Origin of the sequence: Cryobacterium sp. PH29-G1 (assembly GCF_030063365.1) — a bacterium.
Taxonomy (GTDB): domain Bacteria; phylum Actinomycetota; class Actinomycetes; order Actinomycetales; family Microbacteriaceae; genus Cryobacterium.
The window spans coordinates 56,767-71,387 of record NZ_JASISY010000015.1; the positions used below are offsets into that span (position 1 = coordinate 56,767).

A 14,621-nucleotide genomic window follows, 5' to 3' on the forward strand; every position below is an offset into this window, starting at 1 on the left:
TCGAAGCCGGCTAGAGCGCCGTCACAAACTCCTCGGGGTCGATCGACAGCCGCACGCCCGGCTTTGCATCCTCCGGAACACCACCGACATACAGCCAGCCGAGCAGCTCTTCGGTGTCGGCCAGGTCATGCAGGGTGCGCACCGCATCGCTCCGCACGAGCGGGCCGGTGCGCCACATCGCGCCCCAGCCGGCGTCGTCGAGCAGCAGGGTGAGCAGGTGCGCGACACCCGCCGCCGTGGCGTCCTGCTCCCAATCGGCCACCTTGAAGCTCACTCGACGCGCCGCGACGAGGGCAATCAGCAGCGGGGCACGCAACGGCTTGCCCGCGAGCTTGGTGGCCTCGTCGCCGACACAAGCGGATGCCGCCACAAACGCCGCCCCCAACTGCTCCCGGGCCGCGCCGCGCAGTTCGAGCAGCCGCCAGGGCCGCAATGCACCGTGATCGGCCACTCGCGCCGCGGCGGCCACGAGGGGAAGTAGTTCGGCGCGGGTGGGCGCGACCATGGTCACCTTGGAGTAGCTGCGCCGCTGCTGCACTGCCGCCAGAACCGGGCTGGGCGCGGTGGTCGAGCTGGGTGCGACCACATCGTGGCCCGCCGGTGCGGACGCGACAAGCTCGACCGACGGATCTGGCGCGACCAGCGGGCGTGACTCGACCATCTACTCGGCGGGCGTGAAGTTGAGCGAGATGGAGTTCATGCAGTACCGGTCCCCGGTCGGGGTTCCGAACCCGTCGGGAAAAACGTGCCCGAGGTGCGAGCCACAGTTCGCGCAGCGCACCTCGGTGCGCACGCTGCCGAGCGAGCGGTCTTCGAGCAGCTCGACCGCTTCGGGCCGTACCGACTCGTAGAAACTGGGCCAGCCGCAGCCGGAATCAAACTTGGTTCCACTCTGAAATAGCTCCGCGTTGCAGGCGCCACAGGTGTAAACGCCGGCCCGACCCTCATCGAGCAACTCGCCGGTTCCTGGGCGTTCGGTGCCGGCCTCGCGCAGCACCGCGAATTTCTCGGGGCCGAGCTCGGAGCGCCACTCGCTGCTTGACTTGTTGATTGCATAGTCCATGGTGGATATCCCTTCGTTCCGGCCGTCCGGGTCACCGAACAGCGTCTACCCAGCCTAAACTCGCCCGCCCACACGTGCATTCCGCACCCGAGGGTTTCGCAGCGTTTACACGGCACGCGCGAGTCGGCCACTGCGCCGACGCCGGGCGTGCCGGGGCAACATACAGCCGCCCACAAATAGGATTGGCCCAACGGAGTAGCCGTTGCAACTGTCTCGGGGGAGAAACATTATGAGCGAGGAACTACCAAACACGACGCCACCCGCCGAGGTTCCGGCGCAGCTGAGTGAGCGTGATGAAGCCGTGCTCTCCTTCGAACGACAGTGGTGGCGGCACGTTGGCGCCAAGGAGGAGGCCATTCGCGACACCTTCGGCCTGTCCGCTGCCCGGTACTATCAATTGTTGGGAGCTCTGGTCGATTCACCGCTGGCGCTGGCTTTTGACCCCATGCTCGTGAAACGGTTGCAGCGGATGCGTTCCGCCCGTGCCGAGGCGCGCGCGACTCGTTCGCTGCTCAACCACGACTAGCCCGAACCGTTTTCCGCCAGCACACCGACCACGGCCGCAACTCGATTCGGCCCGGCCGACCAACCAAGGATCCAACCAACATGGCGCGAAAATTTGCGAAAGACCGTTTCGATACTCACGCCCACGCTCTGGACCGCGTCGGTGCGCACCGGGCACCGGGTAAGAAAGGTCGCCACTGGGTCGCGTTCTGGTGGGCGCTTGGCGCCACGGTGCTGCTGATCGTCGTGGGCGTCATCGGAATTTTCGCCATCAACAATCGGCTCGACTTTTCCAACATTCCCGGTCTCGCCTCGGCCAGTGCCACGCCAACGCCCACCGAGACCGTCATTCCCACCGCCGAACCCACCGTTGACCCGGCGCTGTCGGTCAGCGTGCTGAACGGCTCGGAGAACAACGGTGTGGCAGCATCCGTCAGTGACACCCTCACGGCCGCCGGCTGGGACGTCGTTGACACCGGAAACGCGAGTGTCAATACGGAACCGACCACCGTGATCTACTACGCCGAGGCGACCACGGAAGGCGCCGCGCGGGGCCTCGCCGCCTCGCTGCCGGGATCGAAGATCGTCATCTCCACCAATTTTGTCGATTCGGGAGCCGACCTGACCGTGGTCGTTGGCAACGACTACGTCGCACCAGCGGGCTGACGACGCGGGCTAGAACACTCCGCGACTTAGTGGGCATTGTTCCATTCGTCAAGCCCTTTCCTTTCGCTGTGGCTTCAGTAATATCTGGTCTTGGTCACACATTTTGTTCGGGCAATACCCGCCCGGATCAGGAACGCTCGCCCAAGGTAACTTGCACTATCAGGTAACTTGCAACAGACGACTTGCTCTCGGGGATTTGCTGCTCGCACAGAATGTACGCAGTCTCTGCGGCAGGGCCCGGAACAGCCAATGGGCCGTTGCCGTCGAAATTGAGCAAGGAGTAACACATGGCGAACGGAACCGTAAAGTGGTTCAACGCTGAAAAGGGTTTCGGCTTCATCACTGTCGATGGGGGAGGCCAAGACGTTTTCGTCCACTACTCGGCCATTGACATGACCGGTTACAAGGTTCTCGAAGAAGGCCAGCAGGTTGTCTTCGAGGTCGGTGCCGGAGCGAAAGGCCCCCAGGCCGAGTCGGTTCGACCCGCCTGACCCACCCCACATTCGGGGTCGGTCCCCCACCTAACGCCGCCCGCTGCAACGGGCGGCGTTAGTGTTTACCGGTGATCAAGAAAAAAACAGCCAGCACCGCTCGACCCGTCAAGAGTGCTGCACTGCTCGCCTTGGTCGTACCGGCACTGCTGCTGAGCGCGTGTTCCGGCAGTACTCCCGGGCCCTCCGCCTCGCCCAGCGGAACCGCCTGGAACTCGGACTATGTCGACCCTGCCGCCACCCAGATCGCACCGCTGACCGGGATGACCGTCGCTGGGGACTCGGCGGCCAGCCCGTCGCTGGCGGCCAAGATCGACAATCATATTGCCGCCCGTCCGCAGATCGGGATCGATCGCACCGACCTGGTCTTTGAAGAGCTGGTTGAGGGTGGAATCACGCGGTATGTCGCGGTGTGGCAGTCCGACATTCCCGACCAGGTCGGGCCGGTGCGGTCTATCCGCCCGATGGATCCCGACATCATTGCCCCGTTCGGCGGCCTCGTCGCCTTCTCCGGGGGGCAGCAGCGCTTCGTTGATGCCATGAACGCCACCGGGCAGGTCAGCGCCATCTTCGACTACGATACGACCGGCTTGTTTTCCCGGTCCAGCGCCACCGCGGCCCCGCACAACGTGATTCTCGCGGCAACGGAATTCGTCAACCGCAACGCGTCCGTCGCCCCACCCACACAGCAGTATGCCTATGCGGCTACGCCCGCCGGGGCATCCGCTGCGGTCGATGGTGCCCCGATATCGGTGATCAACAACCGGTTCTCCACCTCGAGTGTTCGCAGCTGGACCTGGAACGCCGAGTCCGGCACCTATCTGCGCGCCCAGGACGGCGCTCCCGACCTGACGGCTGAGGGCACCCAGTTGGCTGCGACCAACGTTGCCGTGATGCGGGTGAACGTCACGGTTGACCAAAGCATCCCCAAAACCGAGCTCATCGCCTCGGGTGACGCAACGGTTTCCAGCGGAGGTAAGACTCTTCCGGCCACCTGGAGCAAGGAGTCGCAGACGGCGCCGATCCGCCTCGTCGACGCCAACGGAGTGACAATTCGGCTGGCACCGGGCAATACCTGGTTTCAGTTCGTGCCCAATGGCACCGGCGCAACCGATCTCGTTCCCTGACTGTCGGCAGAGAGCCGCCGATCAGCCCCGACGCTCGCTTGCACTCTCGACCCCAGAGTGCCAGAATCGTTTTAGCACTCTCGTCACCTGAGTGCTAACCCCCATCATCATTTTGGAACGTCCGGGAGGGACGAGTTACACATATGGCAAAAATCATTGCATTCAATGAAGAGGCCCGTCGTGGGCTTGAGCGCGGCCTGAACATTCTCGCCGACACCGTCAAGGTCACCCTCGGCCCGCGCGGCCGCAACGTCGTTCTGGAGAAGAAGTGGGGCGCCCCCACGATCACCAACGACGGCGTGTCCATCGCCAAGGAGATCGAGCTCGACGACCCGTACGAGAAGATCGGTGCGGAACTCGTCAAAGAGGTCGCCAAGAAGACGGATGACGTTGCCGGCGACGGCACGACCACCGCAACCGTTCTCGCCCAGGCCCTGGTCCGCGAAGGCCTGCGCAACGTCGCAGCCGGCGCCGACCCGATCAGCCTGAAGCGCGGCATCGAGAAGGCTACGGCCGCGGTCATCGCTGAGCTCGTCGCCAGCGCCAAGGAGATCGAAACCAAGGAAGAGATCGCGGCCACCGCATCCATTTCTGCGGGCGACCCCGAAATCGGCGCGATCATCGCCGAGGCCATCGACAAGGTCGGCAAGGAAGGTGTTGTCACCGTTGAGGAGTCGAACACCTTCGGCACCGAGCTTGAACTGACCGAGGGCATGCGCTTCGACAAGGGCTTCCTGTCGGCGTACTTCGTCACCGACCCCGACCGTCAGGAAGCCGTCTTCGAAGACGCTTACATCCTGATCGTCAACTCCAAGGTCTCCAACATCAAGGACCTGCTCCCCATCGTGGACAAGGTCATCCAGACCGGCAAGCAGCTCCTCATCATCGCGGAAGACGTCGACGGCGAGGCTCTGGCCACGCTCGTTGTGAACAAGATCCGTGGCATCTTCAAGTCCGTTGCCGTCAAGGCTCCGGGCTTCGGCGACCGTCGCAAGGCTCAGCTCCAGGACATCGCCATTCTCACCGGTGGACAGGTCATCTCGGAAGAGGTCGGCCTCAAGCTCGAGAACGTCACGCTCGACCTGCTTGGTAACGCCCGCAAGGTCGTCATCACCAAGGACGAGACCACGATCGTTGAGGGTGCCGGCGACGCTGACGCCATCGCCGGTCGCGTTTCGCAGATCCGTGCCGAGATCGAGAACACCGACAGCGACTACGACCGCGAGAAGCTCCAGGAGCGTCTCGCCAAGCTTGCTGGCGGCGTTGCTGTCATCAAGGCCGGCGCCGCAACGGAGGTTGAGCTCAAGGAGCGCAAGCACCGCATCGAAGACGCCGTGCGTAACGCCAAGGCTGCCGTCGAAGAGGGCATCGTCGCCGGTGGTGGCGTTGCACTGATCCAGGCCGGCAAGACCGCATTCGAGGGCAAGGCAATTCTTGACCTCGTTGGCGACGAGGCAACGGGTGCGAACATCGTGCGCGTCGCCATCGACGCCCCGCTCAAGCAGATCGCGCTGAACGCCGGCATGGAGCCGGGTGTTGTCGCCGACAAGGTGCGCAACCTGCCCGTCGGATGGGGCCTCAACGCCGCCACCGGCGAGTACGTCGACATGATCGCTGCCGGAATCAATGACCCGGTGAAGGTCACCCGCTCCGCGCTGCTGAATGCATCGTCGATCGCCGGACTGTTCCTCACCACCGAGGCCGTCGTTGCTGACAAGCCCGAGAAGAACTCGGCTCCGGCCGGCGACCCCTCGGGTGGCATGGACTTCTAAGTCCCCGCCAGCTAGCACCTGCACCACAAAGTGGGCGTCTCCCTCGGGAGGCGCCCACTTTTTTGTGTCCCACCACCGACGGTGAGTTGCGCGCCATTTTTTCGCGCGCACATCGGGTCGAACCTGTGCTGGCGTCAGCGAAGCGGATGCCGGTCAGCGGGCGAAGAGGCGGGTGTTGGCCTGCTCGGTCTCCGCGTACTGCTGCCCGGCCATGGTGAGGGCCTGGTTGAGCACGGTGAGGCTCTCCTCCAGCTGCTGGTGCATGCCGCGCCACTCCGCGAACGCCCCCTGAAAGGCGGCCGAGGCCTGACCGGTCCAGAACCCTTCGAGGCTGGTTAACTGGGCGTTGAGGTCGCCGACATCCGCCTGCACCCGCGCAATCGTGCCGCGGGCGGTGCTGGCGGTGCTCTGCACCGCGTCGCTGTCGACCTGGAAGCTCGTCATGGTGTGCCTTTCTGCTACGTAACAGTGTGGTTGGTGACTGTGAGCGTAGAAGGCGGGGGGTCGGCATCCACCGGTTGGGCGCGCATCTGTGAGCGGATGCGGCTCACCCCCGCCGGTGCAGGACCGGCGAGCAACCCCGCAGCCCCGAGGTAACTCAGCGGCAGCCGTGCGGCGCTCGGCCAGGGCCTCGGGCAGCCGCCTTACGGGATGATGGGCTGCGCGTGCTGCGGCGCGCTGGGCGTTCCGGCGAGGGGGAGCGAGACGCGGAACGTGGCGCCGCCGCCCGGCGTCTCGACGACATCGACTGTGCCGTTGTGGCTGGCCACGATCGCCGCGACGATGGCCAGCCCGAGGCCGCTACCACCGGTTTCTCGGGCGCGAGACGAGTCGGCCCGCCAGAAGCGTTGAAAGATCTTCTCGCGAATCTGCGGCGGGATGCCTTCGCCGTGGTCGACCACGGCGATGGATGCTCGTTGCGTGCGCGGGTCGACCATGACTTCGAGCTCGATCGGGCTCTCCGGTCCGGTGAAACGCATCGCGTTGCCCATTAGGTTGGTGATGACCTGACGAATCTTGTTCTCCTCGGCCATGACGACCGGGGGCAGTTGTGGCTCGACCGGCAGCACGGTCAGCTCGCTGTCGGGCAGTACGGCCGTTCCGCGGCGGGGCTTGCGGGTGCGCAACCGGGCCAGAGTCGCTCCAGCGAAGGCAATGGCGCCGGTGGGTGTGCCCGTGCCCGACGGCCGAGTGATGGCGCCGGTCGTGACGTCGGCCGCGCCCGTCTCGAGCGGCAGGATTTCTCCGGTGTCGCCGTCGAGTGGCGCGTCGTGCTCGAGATCGGCATCGAGCGGCCCGAAGAGTGGCGGGGGAGTGAGCACGGTGACCTTGCGGCCCGGGGAACTTGCCATGGCGTCGAGGGCGGCATCCCGGGCCAGGGGAACGAGGTCGACCGGTGTGAGGGCCAGCGGCTTGGTCTCGTCGAGACGGGCGAGTTCGAGCAGGTCTTCGACCAGCCCGCCCATGCGAATCGCCTCTTTCTCGATGCGTTCCATGGCCTGGGCGACATCTTCCGGTGTTTGCAGCGCGCCCATGCGGTAGAGCTCGGCGTAGCCGCGCACCGAGACGAGCGGGGTGCGCAGCTCATGGCTGGCATCGCCGACGAAGCGACGCATCTGGTCGATTGTGCGTGCCCGGTCTTTGAACGCCCGGTCGATGCGGCTGAGCATGATGTTGAGCGACCGATTGAGGCGGCCGACCTCGGTGTTCGGGGTCGCGCCGCCGAGCCGCTGGCTGAAATCGCCGTCGGCGATCGCGGCGGCGGTCTGCTCGGCCTCGCGCAGCGGAACGAAGGTGGTCGTGACGAGCACCCGGGTGAGCATGGCCCCGATCAGTACGACGCCGGCTCCGAAGCCCAGAAAGATCGTGAGGTAGGTGGCCATGGTGTTCTCGGTCGGCCGCAATGAGACCGCCATCACGAGCGTGCCGTAGGTGCCGGTCGGGGTGATCACGACGGGAACCATGATGGCGTGAAACTCGGTGTCGTGGGCCGCATTCCACAGGATCTGGGTCTGTCCGTCGAGCTGCGAGACCCGCTTCAGGTCGAGCGGCATTCCCACCACTGGCAGGTCCGCATTGTCGCGTTCCTGCCAGGTGCGGGTGATCAGCGCGCCGTCCTGGTCGTACAGGGCCACAAAGTAATCCGACGCGACGCCCTCGGTGTCACCCTGCGAGAACACGCTCGACGAGTATCCGCTGAGCGCGGTTTGCATATCCACCTGCAGCTGTGTGTCCACCTGGGTCACCACATACTGCTTGAGCATGGCCATGGTGCCGATGCCCGAAACGAGCAGGCCGAGCGTGAGCATCAGCACCGTGACACCGGTGATCTTGGAACGGAGGGAGATGCTGCTCCACCGTCTGGACAGGGATTCGTGCATAAGTGGCTTTAGTCTACGAAAGCTGTCTGTGTATACGGAGTGCTGTGACTAGGCCTTGGCAGCCTTGAGCATGTAGCCGAAGCCACGCTTGGTCTGAATCAGCGGCTCGCTCGAGTGCACATCAACCTTGCGGCGCAGGTACGAGATATAGCTCTCGACGATTCCCGCGTCACCGTTGAAGTCGTACTCCCAGACGTGGTCCAGAATCTGCGCCTTCGACAGCACCCGGTTGGGGTTGAGCATGAGGTAGCGCAGCAGCTTGAATTCCGTGGGGCTCAGCTCAATGGCTTCGGTGCCCACGAGAACCTCGTGCGTGTCCTGATCCATGGTGAGCTCGCCGGCGCGGATCACGGCGTCTTCATCAGCGTGCATGGTGCGACGCAGGATGGCCTTGATGCGCGCCACGATCTCGTCGAGGCTGAACGGCTTGGTCACGTAGTCATCGCCGCCGACGGTGAGGCCGGTGATCTTGTCTTCGGTGTCGTCCTTGGCGGTGAGAAAGAGGATCGGTGCGGTGTACCCGGCCGAACGCAGGCGCTTGGTGACGCCGAAACCGTTCATGTCGGGGAGCATGACGTCGAGGATGATGAGATCGGGTTCCTCCTCGAGCACGGCAGAGATTGCCTGCGCACCGTTGCCAACGGCACGCACGGCGAAGCCGGCGAAACGGAGGCTGGTGGTGAGGAGGTCGCGGATATTGGGTTCGTCATCGACGATAAGGATGCGGGGGCCGTCAGTCATGTCCCCAGTATCTGCGCGTTAGCTGGAGCTTTCCTGAGAGTGAACGGTGTGCGCAGCGATTGCGCGTCGACGCCCGGTGCGGCCGGATTACCGACATGATGGGAGGCAGCACTCGACTTGTTCCCCGGGGAGGACCGTTATGACCCACACGAGATTCGGCTCCGGTATGACCCGGGCGTCTCCCGAGATGGATGCCCCGCGCCGGCTGATCGGCGGCCGCACCTTCGACTTCGACCGTGAGGTGGCCGTGATGGCCATCATCAACCGCACGCCCGACTCGTTCTACGACCAGGGCGCAACGTTCGCGCTCGACGCATCCGTTGTGGCGGCACAGCAGGCGATCGCCGACGGCGCCGACTGGATCGACATCGGCGGCGCCAAGTTCGCGCCCGGTCCGGCGGTGCCGATCGAGCAGGAGATTGACCGGGTGGTGCCGGTGGTTGAGGCGTTGCGCGGCGCGAATGTCGTCATCTCGGTGGACACCTTTCATCCGGCCGTGGCCGCAGCGAGCATCGCTGCGGGCGCTCACGTGATCAACGACACCACGGGGGTGCACGACCCGGCCATGGCCGACGTGGTCGCCGACAGCGACGCCACCCTGGTGATCACGCACAGCCTGGCGGCGCCGCGAATGCCTTACCCGACACCGCAGTACAACGACGTCGTCGCCGAGGTGAGCGAGTTTCTGCTGGCGAGAGTTGACCGTGCCGTCTCACACGGGGTGCCGCGGGAGCGCATCATCATCGACCCGGGGCACGACCTCAACAAGACCACCCGACACTCGCTCGAACTGACCCGGCGGCTGGGCGAAATCACCGGGCTCGGCCTACCCACCCTCGTGGCCGTTTCGAACAAGGACTTCGTGGGGGAGTCGCTCGGTCGGGAGCGCGGCGAACGGGTCGAGGGGTCGCTGGCCGCCGCGGTGTTCTGCATTCTGCAGGGCGCCCGCATCGTGCGCATGCACAACGTGCGCGCCGCCGTCGATGCCGTGCGCATGACCGAGGCCATCCTCGGGTTTCGCGAGCCGGCCTACGAGCGGCACAACCTCTAAGCCGCATCAATCCAGGCACCACAACGACTAGCGGAGGCTGCCCGTGCTCAACCGGGACGAACTCATCAAGAAGTATTCGATCGACGACCGCACCGAGCCGAGGGTGCGCATGAACTTCGTGTGCAGCCTGGATGGCGCGGCGACCCACGACGGGGTGAGCGGCGCCCTCGGCAATGCCGACGACAAGCTCGTTTTCGACACCCTGCGGGTGCTCACCGACGTCATTTTGGTGGGGGCTGGAACCGTGCGCGCCGAAGGGTATGGCGGCATCCGCTTAACCGAAGCGGATGCGGCGTGGCGCAGCGCGCAGGGCTGGTCGCCTCAGCCGCGGGTTGCGATCGTCTCGGGCCGGCTGGACCTCGACCCGGCACACGGCGTGTTCACGGGCTCCGGAGTGCGGCCCCTGATTGTGACGCATGCGGCGGCACCGGCCGACCGGCTCGCGGCGCTCTCCCTGGTCGCCGACGTGCTGGTCTGCGGCGAGACTGCGATCGATCCGCTCGCGATGGTACTCGCGCTCGCGGTGCGCGGGATGCCGCAGATTCTCTGCGAGGGAGGCCCCCACCTGTTCGGCGCCCTGATCGCGGCGGACTGCGTCGACGAACTGTGCCTCACCCTGAGCCCCCTGCTCGAGGGCGGCTCGGCCGGCCGCATCGCGAGTGGTGGAGCCCAAACCAGCCGGCCGATGAGCCTGCTGCACGCTCTGCCCGCCGACGACATGCTGTTTCTGCGCTACGCGCGCCGCGAGAACTCCTGATTTTCGTCGCCGACGCGTGAGTTTGAACGGGTTTCTGACGTTTTCGGCGCCAAAACTGACACGTCGGTGTGCGAACTCCGGGGCTACGCGGCCTCGAGGCTCTGGGAATCGAGAATCGTGTAGCTGTAGCCCTGCTCGGCGAGAAACCGCTGGCGGTTCTGCGCGAAGTCCTGGTCAACCGTGTCGCGGGAGACCAGGGTGTAGAAATTCGCTGACAGCCCCGACTCCTTGGGGCGCAGCAACCGTCCGAGGCGCTGGGCCTCCTCCTGGCGTGAGCCGTACGACCCCGAGACCTGAATGGCCACGGTCGCCTCCGGCAGGTCCACCGAGAAGTTCGCGACCTTCGACACCACGAGCACCTTCACCTCGCCCACCCGGAACGCCTGGTAGAGCCGTTCGCGTTCGTCGATCGGGGTGGCTCCGGTGAGCTGCGGGGCGTTCAACACCTCGGCGAGCTCCTCGATCTGGTCTAGATACTGCCCGATCACGAGAATGCGTTCGCCCTCGTGCTTGGCGATCAGCGCCTGCACCACATCAAGCTTGGCCGGGGCGGTGGCGGCCAGACGATAGCGCTCGTCGTCGGCTGCCGCGGCGTAGCTGAGCCGCTCCGACTGCGGCAGGTCGATGCGTACCTCGTAGCAGTTGGCCGGGGAGATGAAGCCCTGGGCCTCGATCTCCTTCCACGGGGCGTCGAACCGTTTCGGCCCGATCAGGCTGAACACGTCGCCCTCGCGACCGTCTTCGCGCACGAGCGTGGCGGTGAGGCCGAGTCGGCGGCGGGCCTGCAGCTCGGCGGTGAGCTTGAACACGGGTGCGGGAAGCAGGTGCACCTCGTCGTAGATCACCAGGCCCCAGTCCATGGCATCGAGCAGTTCCAGGTGCGCGTACTCGCCCTTACGCTTGGCGGTGAGAATTTGATAGGTCGCGATGGTGACCGGCTTGACCTCTTTGACCTGGCCCGAGTACTCGCCGATCTCTTCCGGTGTCAGCGTGGTGCGCTTGAGCAGCTCGTCTCGCCACTGCCGGGCCGAGACGGTATTGGTGACCAAAATCAGCGTGTTGGTTTTTGCGGTGGCCATGGCGCCGGCACCGACGAGGGTCTTGCCCGCGCCACAGGGCAATACGACCACGCCGCTTCCGCCGTCGAAGAAGCTGGCGACCGCCTTGTTCTGATAGTCGCGCAGCGCCCAGCCGTCTTCCTTGAGTGCGATGTCGTGCGGGGTGCCCGGTGTGTACCCGGCGAGGTCCTCAGCCGGCCAGCCGAGCTTGACCAGCTCCTGCTTGAGCTGGCCGCGCGCCCACGGCTCAACGAGGTATGTTTCCGGCGACGGATGCCCGATCAGCAGCGGCGCGATACGCTTCGCCCCGGCGATTTCGGTGAGCACGGCCTGGTCGGTACTGTGCAGCACGAGGGCGCCCTCGGAATCACGCTCGATGACCAATCGGCCGTAGCGTCCGACCGTCTCGGTGATATCCACGCTGACCGTCTGAGGTATGGCGAATTTGGAATACTTCTCGAGGGTCGCGAGCATGTCTGAGGCGTCGTGTCCGGCAGCACGCGCATTCCACAGTCCGAGTCGCGTAATGCGATAGGTGTGGATGTGCTCGGGAGCGCGTTCCAGCTCCGCGAACACAGCGAGATCGTGACGAGCATCCTCGGCGAGGGGGTGGGCTACTTCGAGCAACACCGTGCGGTCACTTTGCACAATCAGGGGGCCATCAGACATAGCGCCCAATCCTACTCTCGTCACGAGTCCCCCTTCGCACCGGCCCCCGGCCGGGCCGACCAGCACCCTCGGTCAGGGGGCCGGGGTGATGCTCCGGATGCTTTTGAGCGGCAGCGTGCGCTCAATATCGGCGCGCCGGTCGCGAGCCCGGAAACGACCGTTGCTGACGCTGGCCGGTTCAAGCAGGTAGTCCACCACCGCGCCGCCCGGCATCGCAATGCTCACCAGGATGGTCTGCTTGGCCTTGATGGCGGTGTCGAGCTGGCGGGCGAGCCAGGCATCCGCTACCGAAGTGCCGTTGTCGGCGACGACCCGCAGCTTCTCGACCAGATTTCGTGCCGGATCGGTGCGGGGAGCAACGGTGACGCGGGCGATCGGGTGTCGGCGCAGGTGCACGATCTCGCCCTGCTCGTTTTCGGCGGCAACCGGATAGCGGGCGTCACGCAGCGCCCAAAACACGGCATCGCCGGCGAATCGGCTGAGCAGATGCTCGTCGTCGCTGCTGCGCACGAGCGCGAGTGCGGCCAGGGTCTGGTCGACGGCGATCGTGCCGAGAAGAGCGGCATCGGCCGAGGAGACATAGCTGAGATAGACCGTCTCGGCGCCGGTCGCTGCCGCCGGCGTTGTCTGCGCGGTCGGCCCCGCGGTGAGCCGGCCCACGCGCACCCGGCCGTAGCGAGCCGCGGACTCATTGACGAGGTACTCGACCGGCTGCGGAATTCCGGTGAGTGAAATCGAGGCGAGGAAAGCGAGGAGCGACTCGGCGTCTTCACCCGCGGCTAGGGCGCGATTGACGGATGCCGCGGTGATGCGATAACTCGACGCCAGCTCTCGGCTTTCCACGTCGGCCATCCCGCGCAGGCGGGAATCGATCGCCGGTGATAGCGGACCGGGGGCGACGACGGAGAGGTCGTGCTGCAGATACACGGCGCCGACCTCGGCCGGCAGGGCATTCGCCATCGTGGCGATAGCGGCCTCGGGGTCGCCGCGAAGCACGCTGGAACCGGCCGTGCTGGTGGTGTCGTGGGCCGTGATGCCGAGCACCTCGGCGTCACGGGCGAACTCGGTGAGCTGCGACAGCATCCACTCGCCGCCGGCGGGGTAGAGCCAGGCGATGAAAGTCGTGAGGCCATCACCCCAGAGCAGACCAACCTGTCGTGGCAGGCTGTCGGCCACGATGGGCGGGAGCGCCGCCTGCCACGCTGCGGCCAGGGCCGCCCACCGGTCGGTCGTGCGTTCGAGCAGCCAGGCTTCGCCGGCCTCGGTCTCCATCCAGTAGCCGTCGGACAGGGCGAGCAAATCGGCTCGCGCCGCCACGGCAAGGACGGAGGTGACCAGATCGACTTCGACGGTCATGACGGCGGCAAGACGTTTGGTATCGGGGAGGCCGAGTCCGCCCCGGCTGAGTTGCCGGGCAGGCTCGCGGCTCAACTCATTGATCAGCTCAGAGATCGACGACACGACCGCGAAGGCACGTTCGGCGGCCAACTGGTCGATGAAGGCAATCTCACTGCCGGGAACGGCAGTGATGGCGGCCGGGGGGAGCGTGATGGCGAGGTCGCCTGCACCGGGAAGGCCCTGGGCCGGCCAGCGCGCCAGGTGAGCCGCGACGGCGGCGTAGGGGATGCAGCATCCGTCGTTGTGCTCGGCGAGGAGGAGAACATGCAGGGTATCGACTCGGCGAGTCACCTCGGCCAGGGCGACGTCGGCGGAACCCAGCTCGGACAGCTGGCTGGTCACGGCGTTCAGCGTGGGAACGGATCCGCTGCTGGTGAGTTGTCCCGCAACGGCCAGAACGGCCAGCGTCGGGCGGTCCAGGTGGCTGAGCGCCAGCTGCACATTGCTCGGTTCAAGCAAGGCCTCGGCTAAATCGAAGAAATCGTGGATGCCGTTCGCGGTAACGCCGCGCACCGCGATGACGTGCCGCAGCTCGGCATCGGGCATGGCCCGAAGTCTCGATGCGAGGCCGAGCATTACTCGCGGTCTCGACGAGCTTCGCGACTGCGGCGAGCTCCCACAGAGATCATCAGCGCGATGATGAGCACGAAGCCGGTGGGCAGGCCATAGAGCGGCAGAATGAAGATCGGCGGCCAGACGCCGCGGCTGAATCCGTCGTTATCACCCACGCCCATCGCCGTGGCGATGATGACCGCGAGGAACGCGAGGATCGACAACCCGACCACGCTCGCCACCATGTAGGCGAGAACGCGTTCAAGCCGGCTGACGGGTTGTGGAGTTTGATTGGTCACAGACTAAGGATACGGGCACGCCGGTGCCGCAACCGAATATGCTGGGTTCACACCCCGCGCGCTTCTGTGCGCCCGAAACTCAGTGAGGTTCA

General features: G+C 65.6%; 15 protein-coding genes. 7 read left to right on the forward strand and 8 right to left on the reverse strand.

All coding sequences use genetic code 11. The annotated features are described in order from the left end of the window. Window positions 1-10 precede the first annotated feature (10 nt). Both QMK22_RS15295 and msrB read right to left on the reverse strand, forming a co-directional pair. The gene (locus QMK22_RS15295; RefSeq protein WP_283498513.1) at window positions 11-661 is read right to left on the reverse strand and encodes a nitroreductase family protein; all 651 of its coding nucleotides are present in this window, start codon (window positions 659-661) and stop codon (window positions 11-13) included. Continuing rightward, window positions 662-1,063, reverse strand: coding sequence for a peptide-methionine (R)-S-oxide reductase MsrB (gene msrB / locus QMK22_RS15300; RefSeq protein WP_283498514.1), 402 nt, complete (start codon window positions 1,061-1,063; stop codon window positions 662-664). A gap of 229 nt (window positions 1,064-1,292) precedes the next feature. Between msrB and QMK22_RS15305 the strand changes: the two genes are divergently transcribed. The 5 genes from QMK22_RS15305 (at window position 1,293) to groL (ending at window position 5,623) form a co-directional block, all read left to right on the forward strand. Beyond that, window positions 1,293-1,589, forward strand: coding sequence for a DUF3263 domain-containing protein (locus QMK22_RS15305; RefSeq protein WP_283498515.1), 297 nt, complete (start codon window positions 1,293-1,295; stop codon window positions 1,587-1,589). An 80-nt stretch (window positions 1,590-1,669) separates the two neighbouring features. After that, window positions 1,670-2,233: a LytR C-terminal domain-containing protein gene (locus tag QMK22_RS15310; RefSeq protein WP_283498516.1), complete on the forward strand. Its 564-nt coding sequence runs from the start codon at window positions 1,670-1,672 to the stop codon at window positions 2,231-2,233. A 287-nt stretch (window positions 2,234-2,520) separates the two neighbouring features. Then, a complete protein-coding gene (locus QMK22_RS15315) occupies window positions 2,521-2,724 on the forward strand; it encodes a cold-shock protein (RefSeq protein ID WP_283498517.1) in 204 nt (67 codons plus the stop codon). Between the two features lie 71 nt (window positions 2,725-2,795). Beyond that, the gene (locus QMK22_RS15320) at window positions 2,796-3,851 is read left to right on the forward strand and encodes a DUF3048 domain-containing protein (RefSeq protein WP_283498518.1); all 1,056 of its coding nucleotides are present in this window, start codon (window positions 2,796-2,798) and stop codon (window positions 3,849-3,851) included. A 143-nt stretch (window positions 3,852-3,994) separates the two neighbouring features. Then, a complete protein-coding gene (groL, locus tag QMK22_RS15325; protein ID WP_283498519.1) occupies window positions 3,995-5,623 on the forward strand; it encodes a chaperonin GroEL in 1,629 nt (542 codons plus the stop codon). Window positions 5,624-5,776: 153 nt separating this feature from the next. On the opposite strand, the gene QMK22_RS15330 is transcribed toward groL, so the two are convergent. From QMK22_RS15330 to QMK22_RS15340, 3 genes are all read right to left on the reverse strand, one after another. Beyond that, window positions 5,777-6,067 (reverse strand): WXG100 family type VII secretion target, encoded by a 291-nt coding sequence (locus QMK22_RS15330; RefSeq protein ID WP_283498520.1) that lies wholly within the window; start codon window positions 6,065-6,067, stop codon window positions 5,777-5,779. 200 nt (window positions 6,068-6,267) lie between these two features. After that, entirely contained in the window at window positions 6,268-8,004 is a 1,737-nt protein-coding gene (locus QMK22_RS15335; RefSeq protein WP_283498521.1) for a sensor histidine kinase, read from the reverse strand. 48 nt (window positions 8,005-8,052) lie between these two features. Next, the gene (locus tag QMK22_RS15340) at window positions 8,053-8,745 is read right to left on the reverse strand and encodes a response regulator transcription factor (RefSeq protein WP_092112483.1); all 693 of its coding nucleotides are present in this window, start codon (window positions 8,743-8,745) and stop codon (window positions 8,053-8,055) included. Between the two features lie 139 nt (window positions 8,746-8,884). On the opposite strand from QMK22_RS15340, the gene folP reads away from it, so the two are divergent. Together folP and QMK22_RS15350 are read left to right on the forward strand one after the other, a co-directional pair. Next, window positions 8,885-9,796 carry a dihydropteroate synthase gene (folP, locus tag QMK22_RS15345; protein WP_283498522.1) on the forward strand — a complete coding sequence of 304 codons (912 nt, stop codon included), beginning with the start codon at window positions 8,885-8,887 and terminating at the stop codon, window positions 9,794-9,796. Between the two features lie 43 nt (window positions 9,797-9,839). After that, a complete protein-coding gene (locus QMK22_RS15350) occupies window positions 9,840-10,553 on the forward strand; it encodes a pyrimidine reductase family protein (protein ID WP_283498523.1) in 714 nt (237 codons plus the stop codon). Window positions 10,554-10,636: 83 nt separating this feature from the next. On the opposite strand, the gene QMK22_RS15355 is transcribed toward QMK22_RS15350, so the two are convergent. The 3 genes from QMK22_RS15355 to QMK22_RS15365 form a co-directional block, all read right to left on the reverse strand. Next, a complete protein-coding gene (locus QMK22_RS15355; protein WP_283498524.1) occupies window positions 10,637-12,280 on the reverse strand; it encodes a DNA repair helicase XPB in 1,644 nt (547 codons plus the stop codon). A gap of 72 nt (window positions 12,281-12,352) precedes the next feature. After that, the gene (locus QMK22_RS15360) at window positions 12,353-14,224 is read right to left on the reverse strand and encodes a helicase-associated domain-containing protein (RefSeq protein WP_283498525.1); all 1,872 of its coding nucleotides are present in this window, start codon (window positions 14,222-14,224) and stop codon (window positions 12,353-12,355) included. Window positions 14,225-14,253: 29 nt separating this feature from the next. Beyond that, window positions 14,254-14,529, reverse strand: a complete 276-nt coding sequence (locus QMK22_RS15365; RefSeq protein WP_283498526.1) for a hypothetical protein — start codon at window positions 14,527-14,529, stop codon at window positions 14,254-14,256. Window positions 14,530-14,621: the final 92 nt, after the last annotated feature.

Coding starts and splice junctions, on each gene's coding strand:
- QMK22_RS15310 (WP_283498516.1), top strand. CDS start 1,670: ATGGCGCGAAAATTTGCGAAAGACCGTTTCGATACTCACGCCCACGCT.
- QMK22_RS15335 (WP_283498521.1), bottom strand. CDS start 8,004: ATGCACGAATCCCTGTCCAGACGGTGGAGCAGCATCTCCCTCCGTTCC.
- QMK22_RS15305 (WP_283498515.1), top strand. CDS start 1,293: ATGAGCGAGGAACTACCAAACACGACGCCACCCGCCGAGGTTCCGGCG.
- QMK22_RS15295 (WP_283498513.1), bottom strand. CDS start 661: ATGGTCGAGTCACGCCCGCTGGTCGCGCCAGATCCGTCGGTCGAGCTT.
- QMK22_RS15340 (WP_092112483.1), bottom strand. CDS start 8,745: ATGACTGACGGCCCCCGCATCCTTATCGTCGATGACGAACCCAATATC.
- QMK22_RS15330 (WP_283498520.1), bottom strand. CDS start 6,067: ATGACGAGCTTCCAGGTCGACAGCGACGCGGTGCAGAGCACCGCCAGC.
- groL (WP_283498519.1), top strand. CDS start 3,995: ATGGCAAAAATCATTGCATTCAATGAAGAGGCCCGTCGTGGGCTTGAG.
- folP (WP_283498522.1), top strand. CDS start 8,885: ATGACCCACACGAGATTCGGCTCCGGTATGACCCGGGCGTCTCCCGAG.
- msrB (WP_283498514.1), bottom strand. CDS start 1,063: ATGGACTATGCAATCAACAAGTCAAGCAGCGAGTGGCGCTCCGAGCTC.
- QMK22_RS15355 (WP_283498524.1), bottom strand. CDS start 12,280: ATGTCTGATGGCCCCCTGATTGTGCAAAGTGACCGCACGGTGTTGCTC.
- QMK22_RS15315 (WP_283498517.1), top strand. CDS start 2,521: ATGGCGAACGGAACCGTAAAGTGGTTCAACGCTGAAAAGGGTTTCGGC.
- QMK22_RS15360 (WP_283498525.1), bottom strand. CDS start 14,224: ATGCCCGATGCCGAGCTGCGGCACGTCATCGCGGTGCGCGGCGTTACC.